Origin of the sequence: Paenibacillus nitricinens (assembly GCF_052056485.1) — a bacterium.
GTDB lineage: Bacteria > Bacillota > Bacilli > Paenibacillales > Paenibacillaceae > Paenibacillus_AQ > Paenibacillus_AQ nitricinens.
This window is the reverse complement of sequence record NZ_CP183948.1, coordinates 2,310,549-2,326,958: the sequence shown is the minus strand read 5'-3', so window position 1 is coordinate 2,326,958 and position 16,410 is coordinate 2,310,549. Positions and strand designations below refer to the sequence as shown.

The window sequence follows — 16,410 nt, the reverse complement described above, 5'->3', positions numbered from 1 at the left end:
TGCAGGAAAAACTAGTTCTACTAGTTTGTTCGCCTTCTTCATACTAGTTATTAAGACCTGTTTTAACTCTATGATGAAATAGGTGGTTCTGACTGGGACGCCGGGGTAACTTGCGTGATTGCACCATCTGTTAAGGGGCGTTTAGTTTTGCTACGTAAAAATAGACCAGACATCGCAGCGAGAATTTGCTGAAATAACATTCCTGAAATTACGGGGAGCGCGACAGCCGGAGGGAAATATTTTACTGCGAGCACAGCTCCCGCGCTTAAATTACGCATGCCGGAATTAAATTGCACAGCCACAGAATCTTCATAGCTAAAACGGAAACGGCGTGATACTAATGCTCCGATTACATATCCAAGAACCACCGTTAAGAAGGTTACGCCAATAATAATTGCCAATTTACTATCCGGGTGTTTCAGATAACGGGCAATGCTGGCACCATTAATAGAAACGACCATGAACAACCCAACCTTTACAAATGGGGAAAGCGGAGGTCCACATACCGTATTCACCTTACCTTTTGTCCATTGATTCAGAAGCATCCCGACCACTGAAGGAATGACAACCATCCATAGGAGCCCTTTCATCATTTCCCCAAGTTGAATCTCCACACTTGCTCCCATGAGCAAATACAAGGTACCCGGAACGACAATCGGTGACAAGAGCGTATCGATCAGAATAATTGCCAAAGTTAATGCAATATTCCCGCCGTATATGGATACCCACACCACGCTAACGACACCCGTTGGGATCGCAAACAACAGTACAAATCCAGTCACTGTGTAAGGATCTCCCGGAAAAACAGCACTTGCAACGAGCCAGCCAATGAGCGGCATCACGATATGAAGAATAATCATCAACACGATCAGCTTCTGTGGTTTCAGCAGTACGCCCAGCAGATCTTTGAGATTGGATTTCAAGCTTCCGATTAATGTCATAAAAGCGAATATCCAAGGGACGAGACCTGTGAATGGTAGCAGTCTGCTTTCATTAAGCACGCCAACGACGATGGCAGTAGGGGTTAATAATGGCATGATTTTTTCGAGTACAACATTGGATTTGATGAGTCCATTTTTTATATTCGTAAGCATGTGTCGCACACCTTATGTATGGATGTCATACATTCCTTATCCGCAAATTTATGTTGTATCAGTCTCTATAAGCTTACAGAAATCATACAGGACTTTCCATTAATCTACTACACAAAAAAGGAACCAATTCTTTAAATTGGCTCCAAGTAGTAATTTTATAGAAATGCTTAACGATTTAAACCCCTTGCGGAAACAATGCATCCAGTGCTGGACATGGCAGTTTATCCAGAAACTGAGCCAAAGGCGCTGGCATGTTACTGTATAAGTCCTTCAGTGAGGTTCCCTGGTAAATGTTGCCAATAATAACGGGATGACATAATTCAGAGATCAGGATGTCCCCATTTCCATGTAGATGAAGCTGTTTCTTGCCCTCTATGCAATGTGGAAAATAAACGCCCTTTTGCTCCTCGAACCCAAGCATATCCATAAAACGGTCCATGCAAGTGAAATACAAAATCGTATCCTCTTTCTTCATAGCGATCAGTTCACTCACAGCATTCTTTAATTGTTCGCGGGCAGCTATAGACTTCCAGCCTGTATGATCCATGATAATACTGTTCTGAATCTCATGTGTTCTAACACCCATCGCGTAGACATGATCGCTGATTTCCTTCATGTTATCCTGAGTTTCGCTGAACAACAGCGTCTCCAGCACCGTATCTACACTAGATGCCGCGAACATAGTAATGTTCTCTCTAATTTTCTCATAGATGCTTGGATGAATATTATAATAACGAGAGAAGGCGTCCGCAGTAGTAAAATTGAAGGAAATATGTATCGTCGTTAATCCTGCCGCGACCAATTGATCAATCCTTTCAGCATTTAAAAGACTGCCGTTCGAATTCAGCTGTGTCTGAATCCCTCTGGATGAGCAGTAGTTTACAATCTCCACACAGTCATCGAACTTTAATGTGACCTCGCCACCTGACAAGCGTACTCTTTTCAGATCAGGAAGCTCTTCAAGAATTCGGATAACCTCTTTAGAATTGATGCTTTGTCCATCATTTCTATTATACGCACAACAATAATCGCAGCGGAAATTACAGTTCGAGGTAACTCCTATTTCTAAGCCTTCCAGCTCATAAGTAAGCGGTTTGTCTAATTCCAATGCTTTATATCTCATACTTTAAAGTCCTCCTGAAAAATAATGATTTGATTCAAGGGCTCAATCTTAGAGATTATAAAGGTTTATGGATTAGGTTAATGTGAGGTTTATAACAGTCGAAATGTGTTTGAGAAATCCAGGTCAGCAGCTTCAGTCGTAACTCCGGAATGTTTAGACTTCCGGAGACAGCCCATGCTTACGAAGTGAGCTTTCCTACGGAAAGCTTTCGGGCGGTCGCTATCGCTTCTACAGTTCCAAACTTCCCTTCATCACTACTTAGCTGATCTCATTTTTCGTAATGCTTTCCTTCTTCGAAAGAGTTGCCACCTGATGGTATCCACACACTCTGGTGAATTTTCTTCTCATTTACGACTGTATAAACATAAATCCAACCTTCTTCGTTTTTAAATCTAACTTGTAAATGATAAGGATTTAGTGATTGAGCTGTTCTGTTTTTCGGGATACTTGATAATCAATCCAGTAGGGGCGAATAGCGAAGGATAATAGCAGAAGTACAGTTATTGAAGATACTATAATTAAACCAGACTTCCTAATCTGACGGGGTAAAAACAAGGCTACTCCAAATATAATGAGGACAAAAACAACCGCAACATAACCCTCCTCTGAATCAGGCTTCTTTCGAAGTCCATGACTCATTTACTGGTCTGAACCATTAATTTCCAGTATAATACTTTATTGTAAGTAAACACAACTCATGCAGAACTCTTGAAAGGAGCCAAAAGATGAGGAAAATCATCCTAAACGCACTCATTATCCTAATATTCATATTTGTTACAGGCTGTACATCTAATGCTGATACTGTTGATACACCGCTGTACTCAGGGAAAAGCTTATTTATAGGTGTTGTTGGCGAGGTCCCTAAAATAAGAGAAGAACATATCCACTTCACAAGTATTTCTTTTGAGGAGTTAGAAGATTACGATGAACTTGCATCTGATTATGATGCCGTAGTTATTATGAAGGAGCATCTGCAAGAAGCGGACGACAATAAGTATGTTAAAGTATATACTCATGCAGGGATTCCTTTTTTCTTTATACAGTCTACCAAGTCATTTATGCCATTTGTTCTTGAAGACGTATCATATGAGCACTCTTCTTTAAAAGACTTTAATAATAATATGTATGCCACAGGATATTTTCATAATGGTGAAAAATATAGATCTTGGGAATATGGGCTTTACAACGACAAAATAAATGACCCCAACATTAAAGATGCCTACTCGCGGATATTCACTACTATCGAGTCCATCGAGAATGGTACGTATGAATAGGCATATCCCCCTTCGTAAGAGAAAGATCATTTATGCCGTAAAATTTATAAATTCCGATCCATTTTAGATTTCATATCCCAAACTCCCCTACCTCCTGCACCCAGTCAATGAAATTGTGATGGAAGATGGCAAGGGAGATTTATAGGAAAAAACTCCCTATTTTCAGGATGATTTCTTCACAATTACCCAGTTATGCGGAATTTCTCCCTATAATACGGGGAATTTTCTAAAAAACGATGATATCCGCTGAAATATAGGGAGAAATTCCCTATACTCCACCTGTACAACCCTAAAATGCAGAATTTATAGGGAGGATTTCCCTATACTTTAATAGATCTATTCCATACTAGCTTTATGTGAGAAAGATAAGGATAATTTAATGCGCAAGCATATAATATTTTTCCTTTTAAGAAAAAAAGGCTGCCAAATGGCAGCCCTTTTCTTTTGATAACGTATCATAATCCCGCCTACAATTCCACCGACTTACCCATCTCATTCCAGACAGGCTGTCCAATCAAGCCCACACGCCAGATTGCAATTCCTTTAAGACCATAACGTTTGGCAAGTCCAACCTTGGAATTTACTGAAGTTTCATTCTCACTATAAACGGAAATACCGAGAATCAGCTTATCCTTGCTCACTTGCTGAAGCGCAAGCCGGATACCTTCATCAACTAAACTCATCGGCTCTGGCATTTTTTTCTCCTGCAAATAATCATAAGCCATAATGACCAAATCGTCTGCGAGGCTGCCTAGCGTCTTGTAATCATAACCTTTATAAGAGCTGTTTAATGGATGAAGGATAACCGTGAGCTTAAGACCTGCTGCATGTGCTTTTTGAGACAGATTCTTCACAAACGCATTATAATCTGCTTGAACCTTAGCTTTATCTCCTGTGAGACCCAATCCCTCAAGATCCAGCGTGATGCCTTGGAATCCCTTTTGTGTAGCCAGATCAACGATTCCTGTAATCGTCTGCTCTTGAAGCACTTTATCTTCCAGGTTCTTCGTCAGCTCGGATGCAGTATCACCAGAAAAGACCATCAGATAAGGCGCTGTGCCCCCTGCTGCTGCATTTGAGATAATAGACTCTGGAGTTACATCCCCAGCCGCTTGAGGCCATCTAAAGTCAGTGCCTGTCGTGGTGAATTGTCCGCTTTTATCAATCCCGCTCCAACCAAAAGCTACAGCATCAAAGCTAGGAAGCAAGGAAATTTCGCTGTATGAGCTAAGCGCATAGAAGCCCAGCTTGTACATATCCGTCTTGGGTGAAGTGATGGATACCGTCTTCGTCGCTTGATCCCAAGCTACCCCCGCACCAAACTGCTGGCCGAAGAAGCTAAGCGGAATCATCGTGTTATTGCGGATCGTTTGCGGGGCAACCCCTAGCTTCACCACTTCGCCATTTACGCCTGCATTTTTGCTGCCAAGGGTCAACGTTACCACTTTAGTACCCGCTGTATCCGTCTTGGTCGCGGTAATTTTCTTAAGCGCTTGATTCCACTCTACGTTGATCCCCAGCGCTTCTGATATCGCCCGGAATGGAACCATCGTGGTTCCGTTCATCACAACAGGCTCTACTGGAAACGGCAGTGCATAACCATCCAGCACAATACTAACTCCACCTGCGGGTGCTGCTTGTGTAGTGTTTTGGAATAATGCCGTGGTGCCGCCTAGCGAAATCGCCAGACATAAGACCAATTTACCAATCCGTTTGTTCATGACTGTTAAGTCTCCCATCTTCCATAATATGAAGTGTAATCTCTTTAACTCTTTATATGTCTTCTACCATTTTACCAAAGATTATCCAATTGTAAAATTAATAGATTGTCATTTATGAGCTTCGAAATTATTTTTCATATTAGTAGAGGTCGACAAAATTACATAAACACGCTCAAAAAGGTACCCACCGCTCGTTCAACATCTACATCCACAGCAACTTGTATGGGCTTACCCACTTTTGGCAGAGCCCGCAAATCCGCTACGACCATTCCAGATGTAAACTCACCCTTGTGCTCCACACGAACATTCATTTCTTTATAGGTTACTAGATCTGGTTGCAGCGCAACCATAAGCGCGAGTGGATCATGCAGCGGTGCACTGTTAATCAAAAAGTTCGCTTCACGATAGAAGTTAAAATAATGAGTGAGCGATTGTTCCATAAACGAAATGATCGCTTTATTCTCTTCACGTCCAAAACGGTTTAATAAATCGATATGCTCTTGGGTAATCCGCGTCTTAAGCGTAACGTCTAAACCCACCATCAGAACGGGAAGTCCAGATGTAAATACTTGATCAGCAGCTTCCGGATCTCCAGCAATATTCGCTTCTGCAACCGGTGTTCTATTGCCGGGATTAAAGATCGTACCGCCCATCACCACTACTTTTTTCAAAGTATTCCTAATACCAGGGTCCAAATCAAGCGCCATCGAAAGATTGGTTAGATGTGCCAGTGTAACTAATACAATTTCTCCGGGATTCTCATTAGCCATCCGAACAATAAACTCAGACGCAGTCTCGCTAATGGGACGCTGGCTGGATGGAGCAATTTCCACATTACCAATACCGTTCTCACCATGCACATGAGTGGCGTAGCCTGAGTGCTCACGAACGAGTGCCTTGGATGCTCCGATGGCTACAGGAATCTCATACCCAGGCTTAGCAAGCTCAATCAGTCGCAGAGAATTGTCCGCCGCCTTTTCGACATCAATATTCCCAAAAACGGTTGTAATTCCTTCTACAATGACATTTGGAGCACGTAAGGCATATAGAATTGCCAGTGCGTCATCAATACCTGTGTCTGCATCAATAATAATTCGTGTTTTGCTCATTTATTTTCTCTCCCACCCTGTAATGTCGTATGGATTATCATATCATGGCCTACCAGTACGCTCAATTTTATTCCTTTGCTGTTTTTTAAAAGTATGAATAAAGCTTTCAGGATCACACTCTACCAAATAAGTATATACACCTTTACTCGTGTACAGATAGAACATCCCCTCTGAACCTCCCATTGAGCGATAGGACATATCTAAAATATCTTTTATTGGAAATTCACGATGACGAGTCACAACTCTATCTTTGTACAAATACATAAAGCGATTGCATGTAATACTTCGTTGTTCTCCATCCTTAATTTCTCGCTGTATCTTATAGTACGGAAGCTGAGCTACCCATTTCATTTGAAGTCCTCCTGCTTGACGTAATGGACTCCATTTTATTATTCTTTTTACCTTTTTGCAAAATAAAGAAGCTCGACGATCCCCTTAGAAGGAATCATCAAGCTTCAGGAATACCTTTTATTTCGCAGTATAAGCTACAGCTGCCTGGCAAAAGCGTTCTAACGCTTCAACTAGAGTAGATCTAGGACAAGCTAGATTGATCCGCAGATGACCTTGTCCCTCAGTTCCAAAGACAGAGCCTTCATTAAAAGCAACTTTAGCCTCTTTGTACATTAGCTGTTTAAGTCCATCAATATCCAGATTCAGACCGCGACAGTCAACCCATAGGAGGTATGTGCCTTGCGGATGCATCACTTGGACCTGTGGCAAATGCTCTGACAGATAGCTAATCGCATAGTCCACATTGCCTGACACGTACTCTAAAAGCTCATCCAACCATTCTTCACCATCATTATAAGCAGCTTCTACTGCACCTTGGGCGAAGAAGCTAGCCATATGTAAACTCAAGGCTTTCATTTTTCGATCAAATTTAAGCTTTAATTCCGGATTGGAAGACACGATAAAAGAAGATTGTAACCCCGGTAGATTGAAGGTTTTGGTCGCAGCAAGTGTGGTCAGTGTAATATTCGCAATTTCCTCAGATAAGGATGCAAAAGGGATATGCTCATAACCTGGAAGCGCCAAATCACAATGAATCTCATCAGAGATTACGGTCACTCCATAACGCAGACAGAGCTCACCAAGCTTCAGCAGCTCTTCTCTTTCCCATACTCTACCACCCGGATTATGCGGACTGCATAAAAGCAGCAGCTTGGCTCCACCTTGCATCAGCCCTTCCAATTGCTCATAATCCATCTCGAAGCGTCCATTACGAATAACAAGCGGATTCTTGGCGACCTTGCGATCATTCATTTGGATGACATCATAGAAGGGATAATAGACTGGCGACTGTAAAATAACCTCGTCCCCTGGCTCAGTAAACAGCTCTACAGAAAAACTTAAGGAGGTTACGATTCCTGGAGAATCCGAAATCCATTCCGGTTTAATTTCCCAATCATGCCGTCTTCTGAACCACGAGGTGATAGCTTCTTTATAAGAGTCACTAGGTACACTGTATCCGTAAACCCCTTGTTCTGCGCGGCGCAGAATCGCTTCCTTCACTGCAGGAGGACTTTCAAAATCCATGTCTGCCACCCAAAGTGGCATTATATCCTTCTCACCAAACAACTTCTCGGACTGGTCCCACTTGTAAGAACGTGTATTACGGCGGTCAATTACGCGATCGAAATCATACTTCAATTAAAGTCACCTCATCCTTATAAACTTGTCCCTTATTGTATCATGAGGCGGAGGATATCGCACTCTGGATAAGAAAGAACGCACTTGTCGAAAGTACGCCCTCTTTAACTCTTATACAACTTCATGTTATTGCAGCCACTCATCCAAATGCGATGCCACGAATCCATCATCCACCAGATGGGGATAGTCTCTGCGCACTCTGTTGATTTCCTCCAATTGCCCCGGAGATAATCGTTCCTCCGAATTTAGACACCATAAGCCTTCAAGCAATCCTTGTTGGCGAAGCACCTCATGAATACCCGGGATACAGCCATGAAAATGATGCGCGGGATCAAATATCGCCGCATTGCTATCCGTCACTTCAGCCCCAAGCGTCAACCAATTGGTTGCCAACGAGGGTTCACTTCTAACCTTTTTAATCTCATTAAACAGCTGTACTGCTTTGCTCGTCCAAACTGCCCAGTGACCGAGTAGACCGCCGACTATTTTTTTCTCAACGGGCTTGCCGTTCACCATAAATCGGAAGGTCGTGAGCAGATCGCTGATAATATTATCGTCATTTCCTGTGTAAAGAGCAATTTCTTCACGGCGGCTGGATTCAAGCACGGCTCTGACTACATCCAGCGTCTGATAACGATTAAACGGTGCCATTTTGATGGCGATTACGCCTTCAATTTCAGCGAATGCCTTCCAAAAATCAAAGCTTAAAATCCGTCCTCCCACCGATGGCTGAAGGTAGAAACCAAATACCGGAATCAAATCCGCCACTCTGCGTGTTCGTTCCAATAATTCGTCCTCGTTTAAGTCTTGCAGGCCCCCCATGCTAAGCAGTCCTGCTTCGTAACCAAAACTTGCAGCAAGGCGCGCTTCAAGAACAGCCTGCTCCGTCCCACCGCATATACCGGCTACTTTCATGAATGGCCGATTTAGCAGGGCAAGTTCCACCTCTTCCGCAGCTAGACGTAACACAGGTTCCAGCAGCCCTACTTCTGGATTCCTGATCTCGAATTGAGTGGAATGTACTGCAACCGCGATCCCTCCAGCTCCGGAAGCAAGATAATAGCGTGTAAGTGCCCGCTGGCGTCGTTCATCTAACTTACGTTCTTTAGTTAAGGCGAGCGGATGCGCGGGAATAGCCAACCCATCATGAAGCGCGGCATGTAATTCCGAAGTCAAAGGTACTCTTGTCAGTGTCATTAATATTTGCCCTCCCGCTCCTGAAAATGCGTCGGTTTATTCCAGGTTTCTCCGCCTTGTCCTACCCAATCGCCAATCCAGTCGATCATTTCGGCCAGCGATACCTTCGGGTAGCCGAAGGTGGCGGCGGCTTTTGCCGCGTTACTTAGGAGCGCAGTTGATGCTTCTTCTCCTGTAAAGATCGGCTCAACCCCCAACTTTCGACCGAATTCATTCGCTGCCCAGCGCAGGGACAATGTCTCAGGCCCGGTAATGTTCATGACATTAGGCGGCGAACTGCAACGTAGCAGTGCTCGCAATGCGATTTCATTCGCATCCCCTTGCCAGATCACATTGGCATGACCCATTGTGATATCAATGGGAATACCTTCCTTCACCGACCGAGCCAGCTCCTGCAACACACCATACCGCAGATCAATGGCGTAATTCAGCCGATAAATGAACATCGGCGTTCCATTTTTATGAGAGAAATGTTCAAAAATACGCTCACGCCCCAGACAAGATTGCCCATACTCACCGTTCGCGTTCGGAGAAGTTCTTTCCGTTGCGCCTCCTTGGTTGACCGGAGTAAAAGGGTACACGTTGCCTGTCGAGAATACAACCATTCGTGAATTAGGGAATCTTTCCGCTACGCGTCCCGGCAGATAGGCATTCATCATCCAAGTAAAATGCTCATTCCCTGTCGTGCCAAATTTATTCCCGGCCATATAGAGAATATTTTGAGTTTCAGGGAGTGCCTGCAGCGCCTTATCGTCAGACAAATCGGTGGAGATAATCTCGACCCCGGTCTCTTCAAGCTCTCGACTCAGCTCCTTATTCGAGAAGCGGGAAACGCCGATAACTTTCTTGTCTAGCCCCGCTTGGCGAATTGCATTCACCGCTAGCCTTGCGAGACTGGGGCCCATCTTGCCCCCCACGCCTAGCAGCATAATATCCCCATCAAGCTGGCTCAGTTCCTCAATCAGTGCTGCCGATGGACTTGCCAAGCGCTTCTCCAACTCTTGAACGGTTCGCATCATTGAACTCTCCTCTCCATTGACTCAAGTTTGTTGCTTTTACCACAAAAGACCTCATAGCTTGGTGTAATCGGACACGTTGCTAGTTATAATTGAAAGCCGGGCTATCTGAGATTAGAAACTAGCTTGCTGTGATCGGAAACCAAGCTAACTACAATCGAAAACTAACTCTCTGGTTGCAGAATGTACAATAGAATTTCCAAATTCATTGCTAAAAAAAGAATCTATTGCACTTCATACATCAGATTCCTGCTATAAGCTCGTTTAGTGGTGATTATCTGAAATTTCATTGCACAAAGTGCAATAGAATCAAAATCCAGCCTCTCTAGAGCAGAATCTATTGCATAAAATGCAATCACTCAAAGCAAAGCAATCATCTCATTCAAATCAATCAAAGCAATAAACCAAGCTCAGTTCAGTCAGACAATCTAGTAAACTCATACTAACTCTTGTCGTTTTATAGCTTAGGCGCTTGCCTTGTAATCCGACGTTTGGCCTCATTCTCTTCCAACACCTTCAGCCCTAAGCGCCTCGCGGAAGTCCAACTCAATTTCATCGCCATCCTGCACAAGGTCGCAATTCCTCCGATAGCCGCTTCCGGAGTCGCAAATACGTACGATTCGTGATATTTGCGACATGCGCGACACTTGCGATCCGTGCGATACGTGCGATTCGTACAATTCGTACAATTCGTACAATTCGTGCGATATAAGTGTATTTCGTACACTTATATCAACTCCTGTTCCCGTAGATGGCAATTTAGTTGTACTATCTGCAATTAAAAATCCAAAATGAGCCTACAAGCAGCGATTTGATAAGATTTAACTGTATGAAGTGCAGTTAAAGTCCAAATGAGACGATTACGATATAACTGTAGTTGTATAAAGTGCAGCTATTTCATCTTACAAGCATTAGATTATTTCAGTCTCGGCTATTATTTGATGTGCACCGATTCTATCGCGCTCAGCAACTCTTCTCTAAGCTCAACAGGGAGAAGAAAGTCAAAGTCACAACCAAGATTCGCCTGAAGCACACGCTCATGAAACAGCAAGCCATACCCTCTGTCATAGTGCGGCTTGGGTGCTTGCCATGAGACCCTACGTCGTGCCAATTCTGCATCCGACACCTTCAGCTCCAAGCGCCTCGCGGAAATATCCAGCTCAATTTCGTCGCCATCCTGTACAAGCGCCAGCGTACCACCGACAGCAGCTTCCGGCGCCGCATGTACAATCAATGCGCCATAGGAAGTACCGCTAATCCGCGCGTCAGAGATGCGGACCATGTCGCGTATGCCCTGCTTCAGCAGCTTTTGTGGAATCGGGATTTGCCCGATCTCCGGCATCGCTGGAGCACCCTTCGGACCTGCGTTTTTAAGCACTAGCACACTGTTCTCATCCACGACCAGATTAGGATCATCGATCCGCTCATTTAGATCGGCCGGGCTCTCGAACACTACAGCGCGTCCGATATGCTTTTTGAGATAAGCGGATACAGCAGTTTGCTTGATCAGCGCCCCATCCGGTGCCAGATTCCCGCGCAACACAGCAATTCCACCTTGGCTGTCCAGCGGCTCCTCCAAGGTACGAATCACATCTCCGTCAAGTATTGCCGCCTGAACCAGATTTTCTGTAACCGTTCTGCCAGTTACAGTCAAACAATCCCCATGCAGCAGCGGCTCCAGCTCCTTCATCAGCGCGGGTACACCACCTGCCTCGAAATACTCCTCCATCTGATATTTGCCCGAAGGACGCAGGTTCAAGATAAACGGGGTCTGGCTACTGATCCGGTCAAATGTCTCTAAAGGCAGCTTCATCCCCAGCCGCTGGGAGATCGCTATAAGATGGATGATAGCGTTCGTCGATCCGCCGCTCGCCATCGTAACTGTGATCGCATTTTCGATCGCCGCTGCAGTCATGATGTCGCGGGGACGAATGCCCTGGCGAACCAGCTCTACGATCTGCTTGCCCGTTCGCTCAGACATATGCCTGCGTCTGCTGTCCGGCGCCGGGATAGCCGCACAGCCCGGTAACGCCATGCCGATCGCTTCAGCGATCGAGGCCATCGTGCTGGCTGTGCCCATCACCATGCAGTGACCGTCACTACGGCAAATTGCATTCTCTGCAACAGCCAGCTCTTCGTCACCTATATTTCCGGCTTTATGCTCCAGCGTAAAGCCGTAACAATCCGTGCACGCTCCAAGACTACGCCCGCCCAATCTGCCATTTAGCATAGGGCCACCTGTCAGCACAATGGCTGGAATATTGGCGCTAGCGGCTGCCATCAGCTGAGCGGGTACTGTTTTATCGCAACCCCCAAGCAGTACTACCCCGTCAATGGGATGCCCCTTCATCATTTCTTCCGTATCCATCGCCATCAAATTACGCAGCAGCATCGTTGTTGGCTTCACATAAGGTTCACCGATCGAAATCGTCGGGAATTCCATCGGTACGCCTCCTGCCTGCCAAACACCACGCTTCACATAATCCACCAGTTCATTAAAATGGGAATGGCATTTATTTAGCTCACTAAACGTGTTGCAAATGCCGATTACGGGCTTGCGGAGATCTTCTTCGGTGTAGCCCATAGACTTAGTGAAGGAACGATGGATAAATCCCCACAGATCTTTTTCCTGAAAATAAGCCTCACTCTTCAACTTACCGCCTGATTCAGCCACACTCTCCTCGCTGTCCCAGCACTCCGTCATGACCCCATCTCCTTTTAACAACCTCGCTTATAGAACAAGCATAAATGCTTCAGATAAAACCAAGAATTTGCGGTGTTAGACGATTTATGATGTTTTCAATAAACTCCTCCGATACTCGCGGAAGCTTCGTTCCCTCCACTAGATCATTGATATGGTATAGAGCATCTAGCATCTTCTGCGTCCCAAAGAACGGATAATCTGATCCAAACAATAGTTTGTCTTGCACCCCATATTCCATAGCAGATACCAGTGCATTGTAGAATTGCCAAGGTCTACTTCCTAACGCAGACACATCCATATACAGATTAGGATGCTTGCGTACCAATGAAATACATTCATCAATCCAGGGATGACCCATATGCGCTACAATCATCTTCAGCTTCGGAAAAGTTCGAGCAATCGGGTCCAGCATCGCTGGTCTAGAAGCATCCAGATAACCCTCCGGTACAAAAGAGGTTCCTTGATGCCATAGAATAGGTACATCAAGCTGTTCTGCTTTGGCATAGAGGGCATAATGCTTGGGATCATCAGGATAAAAATTCTGATAGATAGGCGCAAGCTTCAACCCTTTTAATCCCATCTCACGGATCGCCGTCTCAAATTCAGCAACACAATCCAGATGATTGGGATCTACACTTGCAAAACCGAATAACCGATCTGGATCCGTGCGACAGTAATCTGCGACATAAGCATTCGGCACAACCAGTCCCGTTGCATGCGCTGCCATGGCCAGTACAATAGCACCAGAGAATCCTTCTAAATTATTATGATGCTGCTCGGGGGTTGCTTCGATATTCATATCCGTTCCCCAAGCCCGTTTGATCGCCTCATCCGTAGGTCCTGAGACCATTCCCGGTCCAAACAAATGGGTATGACAATCGAAGATCATCATTACGCCCTCCTATTCGCTAACCATCGTATTTGTAACGGCACCAAGCTTCTCAATCTGCACCGTGACCACATCACCAGCTTGCAAATAGAACTGATTCTCTGGAGCGTAGCCCATCACTACGCCTTCTGGTGTTCCAGTCAAGATAATATCCCCCGGCGAAAGCGTCATACACTGGGATACATAGCTGACAATCTGTTTGCAATTAAAAATCATGTCCGAAGTGTTGGAGTTCTGACGTAGTTCACCATTCACTGTGCACTGAATATCGAGCTGATTGGGATCGCCTACTTCATCCGTAGTGACTAAGTAAGGGCCAATGGGTGAAAATTTATCGCAAGACTTTCCCGCTAGCCATTGACTCGTCCGCATCTGTAAATCTCGCGCCGACAAATCATTAGCTGTACAATACCCGAGGACATAATCCAATGCCTCTTCCTCAGCTACATATTTCGCGGTTCGGCCAATGACAATACCAAGCTCTGCCTCGTAGTCCACCTTGTGGCTGGTCTTCGGAAGTGGAACCTCAGAGCCATGTCCGGTTAGTGTATTGTTAAATTTATTGAACAGAATGGGAAATTCGGGAATGGCCATTCCCGTCTCTTCTGCATGTCGGCGGTAATTGAGACCGATACAGATGATTTTGCCTGGATCAGTCACACAAGGACCGAAGGTCAATTCCTCTTCCTGCTTCAACCAGGATGGATTCCCTTCTCGGATAGGTAGCTCATCGACAAAAGTTCTCAGTTGGTGAAATGCATCCTCCCCACCATCAAGTAATTGCCTAACCGTTACTGGAACCTCGGCCCGAATGGATAATGCAGCCTGTGCCGCCTCAATATCCACCACACCACGGGCGGTTAGAACGCCCATATGATCATTCTCTTTTTGCAAAAAGGTCATTAGCTTCATCTATTCAACTCTCCTTCACTCTATGTTTTTTTGCCGAAGACAAGGCCACCATCCACATATAGCGGCGAACCCATTACAAATTCGGATTCATCGGAAGCGAGAAAAAGTGCCGCTCTTGCCACATCCTCAGGTTTACCAAGCTCACCGCCAAGCTGTCTACGCTTAATGGCCGCAACCGAAGCCTCTGGATCCAGAGAAGTCTTCAAATAACCTTCTACAAACGGTGTCATAATCGTACCCGGCAACAGCGCATTTACACGAATGCCGTAAGGTGCATAATCAACCTGCATCGCTTTCGTTAAAGATAGAACAGCTCCCTTAGAAGCGCTGTAAGAAGCCCGCTCTGCGACTCCGATTTCGGCGATGCCAGAGGACATATTAATGATAGAACCCTTCTTGGTCTTCATCATATAAGGGAGGACAGCCTTGCAGGTTAAGAACACACCCGTCACATTAACCCGCATGACCCTCTCCCATACTTCCTCGGAAACCTCATGTACCGTACCGCACCCCACGCCACTGATTCCTGCATTATTAAAAAGCACATCGATACGCCCAAAAGTATTAACGACTTGATCAGCCATCACGGTAGTACTGCTAGCATCGGTTACATCACAGGGTATGAACACCGCATTTCCACCCGTCGCCTCTATTTCAGTGACAGCGGCTTTTCCTGAATCCTTATGGACATCGGCAATGATTACTGTCGCTCCTTCTGAAGCGAATAAAGCAGCCGTGCTTTTTCCAATTCCCGAGCCAGCTCCGGTTATTATGACGATCTTATCTTTAAGTCGCATCGCTTAACCTCCTCTTCCTACTTCTTAGCCTGAAAGTTTCCCGGCAACAAGCCAGTCACCCCCGGCTTAGCCATAAACAAACCGCCTGCAAACGGATAATCACGTAACTCTTTCTCGTGCATCCCTATTCTTGCAGTTGTAATATAGAGTTCCGTTAGATCACTGCCTCCAAAAGTACACGAGGTCACCAGCGGTGCTGGAACTCGAATGAGTCCAAGCTGCTCGCCCGACTCCGGATTCCATCGTGATACACAGCCGCCGCCCCAATGGGCGACCCAAAGCATGCCTTCACTATCTATGGTCATTCCGTCCGGATAGCCAGTCGTTGTAGGGATTCGGAACGCTAATCTTCGGTTACTTATCCTTCCAGATTCTTCTTCGTAATCAAAGATATCCACCTGCCTTGTCGGTGTATCAATGTAATACATCTTGCTGCGTGAATAATCCCAAGCCATTCCGTTCGAGCAGCCGATGCCAGATAACACTTGGCGAGTGAAGCCACCCGAATCCACGACATAGAAGCCACCAGCTTTCGGCTCATCGTCCATACTCATCGTTCCTACCCACAGTCTGCCTTGTCGGTCGCATTTCGCATCATTTGCTCTGTTATGTGGAAGATCCGCTTCTATTGAAGTCAGCAGGACCGGAGATCCTTCAGGTTGAGAGAGATAGACCCCATCTTCCATAGCCAATAGAATTCCTCCTGTTGTCGTAGGTATAACTGCACTGACCATTTGTTCAAAAGAGCGAACGACTTCACCACCAGTCCTCTGGTCGTATATTCTAAGCTTCCTACCCGTTATATCGACCCAATACAACTGATTGGATTCAGCATCCCAATGCGGACCTTCACCAAGCTCAGCCTGAGCATCAATCATCAATTCTGCCTGAAATTCTGTAATTTCCAAAACATTCACCCCTTCT

15 protein-coding genes are annotated in these 16,410 nt (G+C 45.4%); 1 reads left to right on the top strand and 14 read right to left on the bottom strand.

Annotated features, from left to right (window positions below; all coding sequences use genetic code 11):
- Window positions 1-68: 68 nt before the first annotated feature.
- A complete protein-coding gene (locus tag ACN6KS_RS10000; protein WP_440961931.1) occupies window positions 69-1,094 on the bottom strand; it encodes a bile acid:sodium symporter family protein in 1,026 nt (341 codons plus the stop codon).
- A gap of 175 nt (window positions 1,095-1,269) precedes the next feature.
- Window positions 1,270-2,217 (bottom strand): radical SAM protein, encoded by a 948-nt coding sequence (locus tag ACN6KS_RS09995; protein WP_440961930.1) that lies wholly within the window; start codon window positions 2,215-2,217, stop codon window positions 1,270-1,272.
- Window positions 2,218-2,942: 725 nt separating this feature from the next.
- Between ACN6KS_RS09995 and ACN6KS_RS09990 the strand changes: the two genes are divergently transcribed.
- Entirely contained in the window at window positions 2,943-3,491 is a 549-nt protein-coding gene (locus ACN6KS_RS09990) for a hypothetical protein (RefSeq protein WP_280786922.1), read from the top strand.
- 467 nt (window positions 3,492-3,958) lie between these two features.
- Here the strand turns inward: ACN6KS_RS09990 and ACN6KS_RS09985 are convergent, their stop codons facing one another.
- The 12 genes from ACN6KS_RS09985 to ACN6KS_RS09930 all read right to left on the bottom strand — a co-directional run bounded on the left by ACN6KS_RS09985 (window position 3,959) and on the right by ACN6KS_RS09930 (window position 16,394).
- A complete protein-coding gene (locus ACN6KS_RS09985; RefSeq protein ID WP_440961929.1) occupies window positions 3,959-5,212 on the bottom strand; it encodes a stalk domain-containing protein in 1,254 nt (417 codons plus the stop codon).
- 158 nt (window positions 5,213-5,370) lie between these two features.
- Window positions 5,371-6,321: a nucleoside hydrolase gene (locus ACN6KS_RS09980; protein ID WP_440961928.1), complete on the bottom strand. Its 951-nt coding sequence runs from the start codon at window positions 6,319-6,321 to the stop codon at window positions 5,371-5,373.
- A 42-nt stretch (window positions 6,322-6,363) separates the two neighbouring features.
- Complete coding sequence (locus ACN6KS_RS09975) at window positions 6,364-6,672, bottom strand: hypothetical protein (RefSeq protein WP_094873370.1); 309 nt, start codon at window positions 6,670-6,672, stop codon at window positions 6,364-6,366.
- A 117-nt stretch (window positions 6,673-6,789) separates the two neighbouring features.
- Complete coding sequence (locus tag ACN6KS_RS09970; protein WP_094873372.1) at window positions 6,790-7,971, bottom strand: MalY/PatB family protein; 1,182 nt, start codon at window positions 7,969-7,971, stop codon at window positions 6,790-6,792.
- 126 nt (window positions 7,972-8,097) lie between these two features.
- A complete protein-coding gene (locus ACN6KS_RS09965; protein ID WP_094873374.1) occupies window positions 8,098-9,168 on the bottom strand; it encodes a dihydrodipicolinate synthase family protein in 1,071 nt (356 codons plus the stop codon).
- Window positions 9,168-10,184 carry an NAD-dependent epimerase/dehydratase family protein gene (locus ACN6KS_RS09960; RefSeq protein WP_094873376.1) on the bottom strand — a complete coding sequence of 339 codons (1,017 nt, stop codon included), beginning with the start codon at window positions 10,182-10,184 and terminating at the stop codon, window positions 9,168-9,170. Before ACN6KS_RS09960 ends, ACN6KS_RS09965 begins: the two co-directional genes overlap by 1 nt.
- Window positions 10,185-10,641: 457 nt before the next feature.
- Window positions 10,642-10,911, bottom strand: coding sequence for a hypothetical protein (locus ACN6KS_RS09955; protein ID WP_440961927.1), 270 nt, complete (start codon window positions 10,909-10,911; stop codon window positions 10,642-10,644).
- Window positions 10,912-11,118: 207 nt separating this feature from the next.
- Complete coding sequence (locus tag ACN6KS_RS09950) at window positions 11,119-12,888, bottom strand: IlvD/Edd family dehydratase (protein WP_440961926.1); 1,770 nt, start codon at window positions 12,886-12,888, stop codon at window positions 11,119-11,121.
- Between the two features lie 49 nt (window positions 12,889-12,937).
- A complete protein-coding gene (locus ACN6KS_RS09945) occupies window positions 12,938-13,780 on the bottom strand; it encodes an amidohydrolase family protein (RefSeq protein WP_440961925.1) in 843 nt (280 codons plus the stop codon).
- 9 nt (window positions 13,781-13,789) lie between these two features.
- Window positions 13,790-14,689, bottom strand: coding sequence for a fumarylacetoacetate hydrolase family protein (locus tag ACN6KS_RS09940; RefSeq protein WP_440961924.1), 900 nt, complete (start codon window positions 14,687-14,689; stop codon window positions 13,790-13,792).
- A gap of 20 nt (window positions 14,690-14,709) precedes the next feature.
- The gene (locus ACN6KS_RS09935) at window positions 14,710-15,486 is read right to left on the bottom strand and encodes an SDR family NAD(P)-dependent oxidoreductase (protein ID WP_440961923.1); all 777 of its coding nucleotides are present in this window, start codon (window positions 15,484-15,486) and stop codon (window positions 14,710-14,712) included.
- A 17-nt stretch (window positions 15,487-15,503) separates the two neighbouring features.
- A complete protein-coding gene (locus tag ACN6KS_RS09930; protein WP_440961922.1) occupies window positions 15,504-16,394 on the bottom strand; it encodes an SMP-30/gluconolactonase/LRE family protein in 891 nt (296 codons plus the stop codon).
- Window positions 16,395-16,410 lie beyond the last annotated feature (16 nt).

What these genes read in the sequence shown, in the direction of transcription:
- ACN6KS_RS10000 (WP_440961931.1), bottom strand. Translation starts at nt 1,094, where the DNA reads ATGCTTACGAATATAAAAAATGGACTCATCAAATCCAATGTTGTACTC.
- ACN6KS_RS09995 (WP_440961930.1), bottom strand. Translation starts at nt 2,217, where the DNA reads ATGAGATATAAAGCATTGGAATTAGACAAACCGCTTACTTATGAGCTG.
- ACN6KS_RS09990 (WP_280786922.1), top strand. Translation starts at nt 2,943, where the DNA reads ATGAGGAAAATCATCCTAAACGCACTCATTATCCTAATATTCATATTT.
- ACN6KS_RS09985 (WP_440961929.1), bottom strand. Translation starts at nt 5,212, where the DNA reads ATGAACAAACGGATTGGTAAATTGGTCTTATGTCTGGCGATTTCGCTA.
- ACN6KS_RS09980 (WP_440961928.1), bottom strand. Translation starts at nt 6,321, where the DNA reads ATGAGCAAAACACGAATTATTATTGATGCAGACACAGGTATTGATGAC.
- ACN6KS_RS09975 (WP_094873370.1), bottom strand. Translation starts at nt 6,672, where the DNA reads ATGAAATGGGTAGCTCAGCTTCCGTACTATAAGATACAGCGAGAAATT.
- ACN6KS_RS09965 (WP_094873374.1), bottom strand. Translation starts at nt 9,168, where the DNA reads ATGACACTGACAAGAGTACCTTTGACTTCGGAATTACATGCCGCGCTT.
- ACN6KS_RS09960 (WP_094873376.1), bottom strand. Translation starts at nt 10,184, where the DNA reads ATGCGAACCGTTCAAGAGTTGGAGAAGCGCTTGGCAAGTCCATCGGCA.
- ACN6KS_RS09950 (WP_440961926.1), bottom strand. Translation starts at nt 12,888, where the DNA reads ATGACGGAGTGCTGGGACAGCGAGGAGAGTGTGGCTGAATCAGGCGGT.
- ACN6KS_RS09945 (WP_440961925.1), bottom strand. Translation starts at nt 13,780, where the DNA reads ATGATGATCTTCGATTGTCATACCCATTTGTTTGGACCGGGAATGGTC.
- ACN6KS_RS09940 (WP_440961924.1), bottom strand. Translation starts at nt 14,689, where the DNA reads ATGAAGCTAATGACCTTTTTGCAAAAAGAGAATGATCATATGGGCGTT.
- ACN6KS_RS09935 (WP_440961923.1), bottom strand. Translation starts at nt 15,486, where the DNA reads ATGCGACTTAAAGATAAGATCGTCATAATAACCGGAGCTGGCTCGGGA.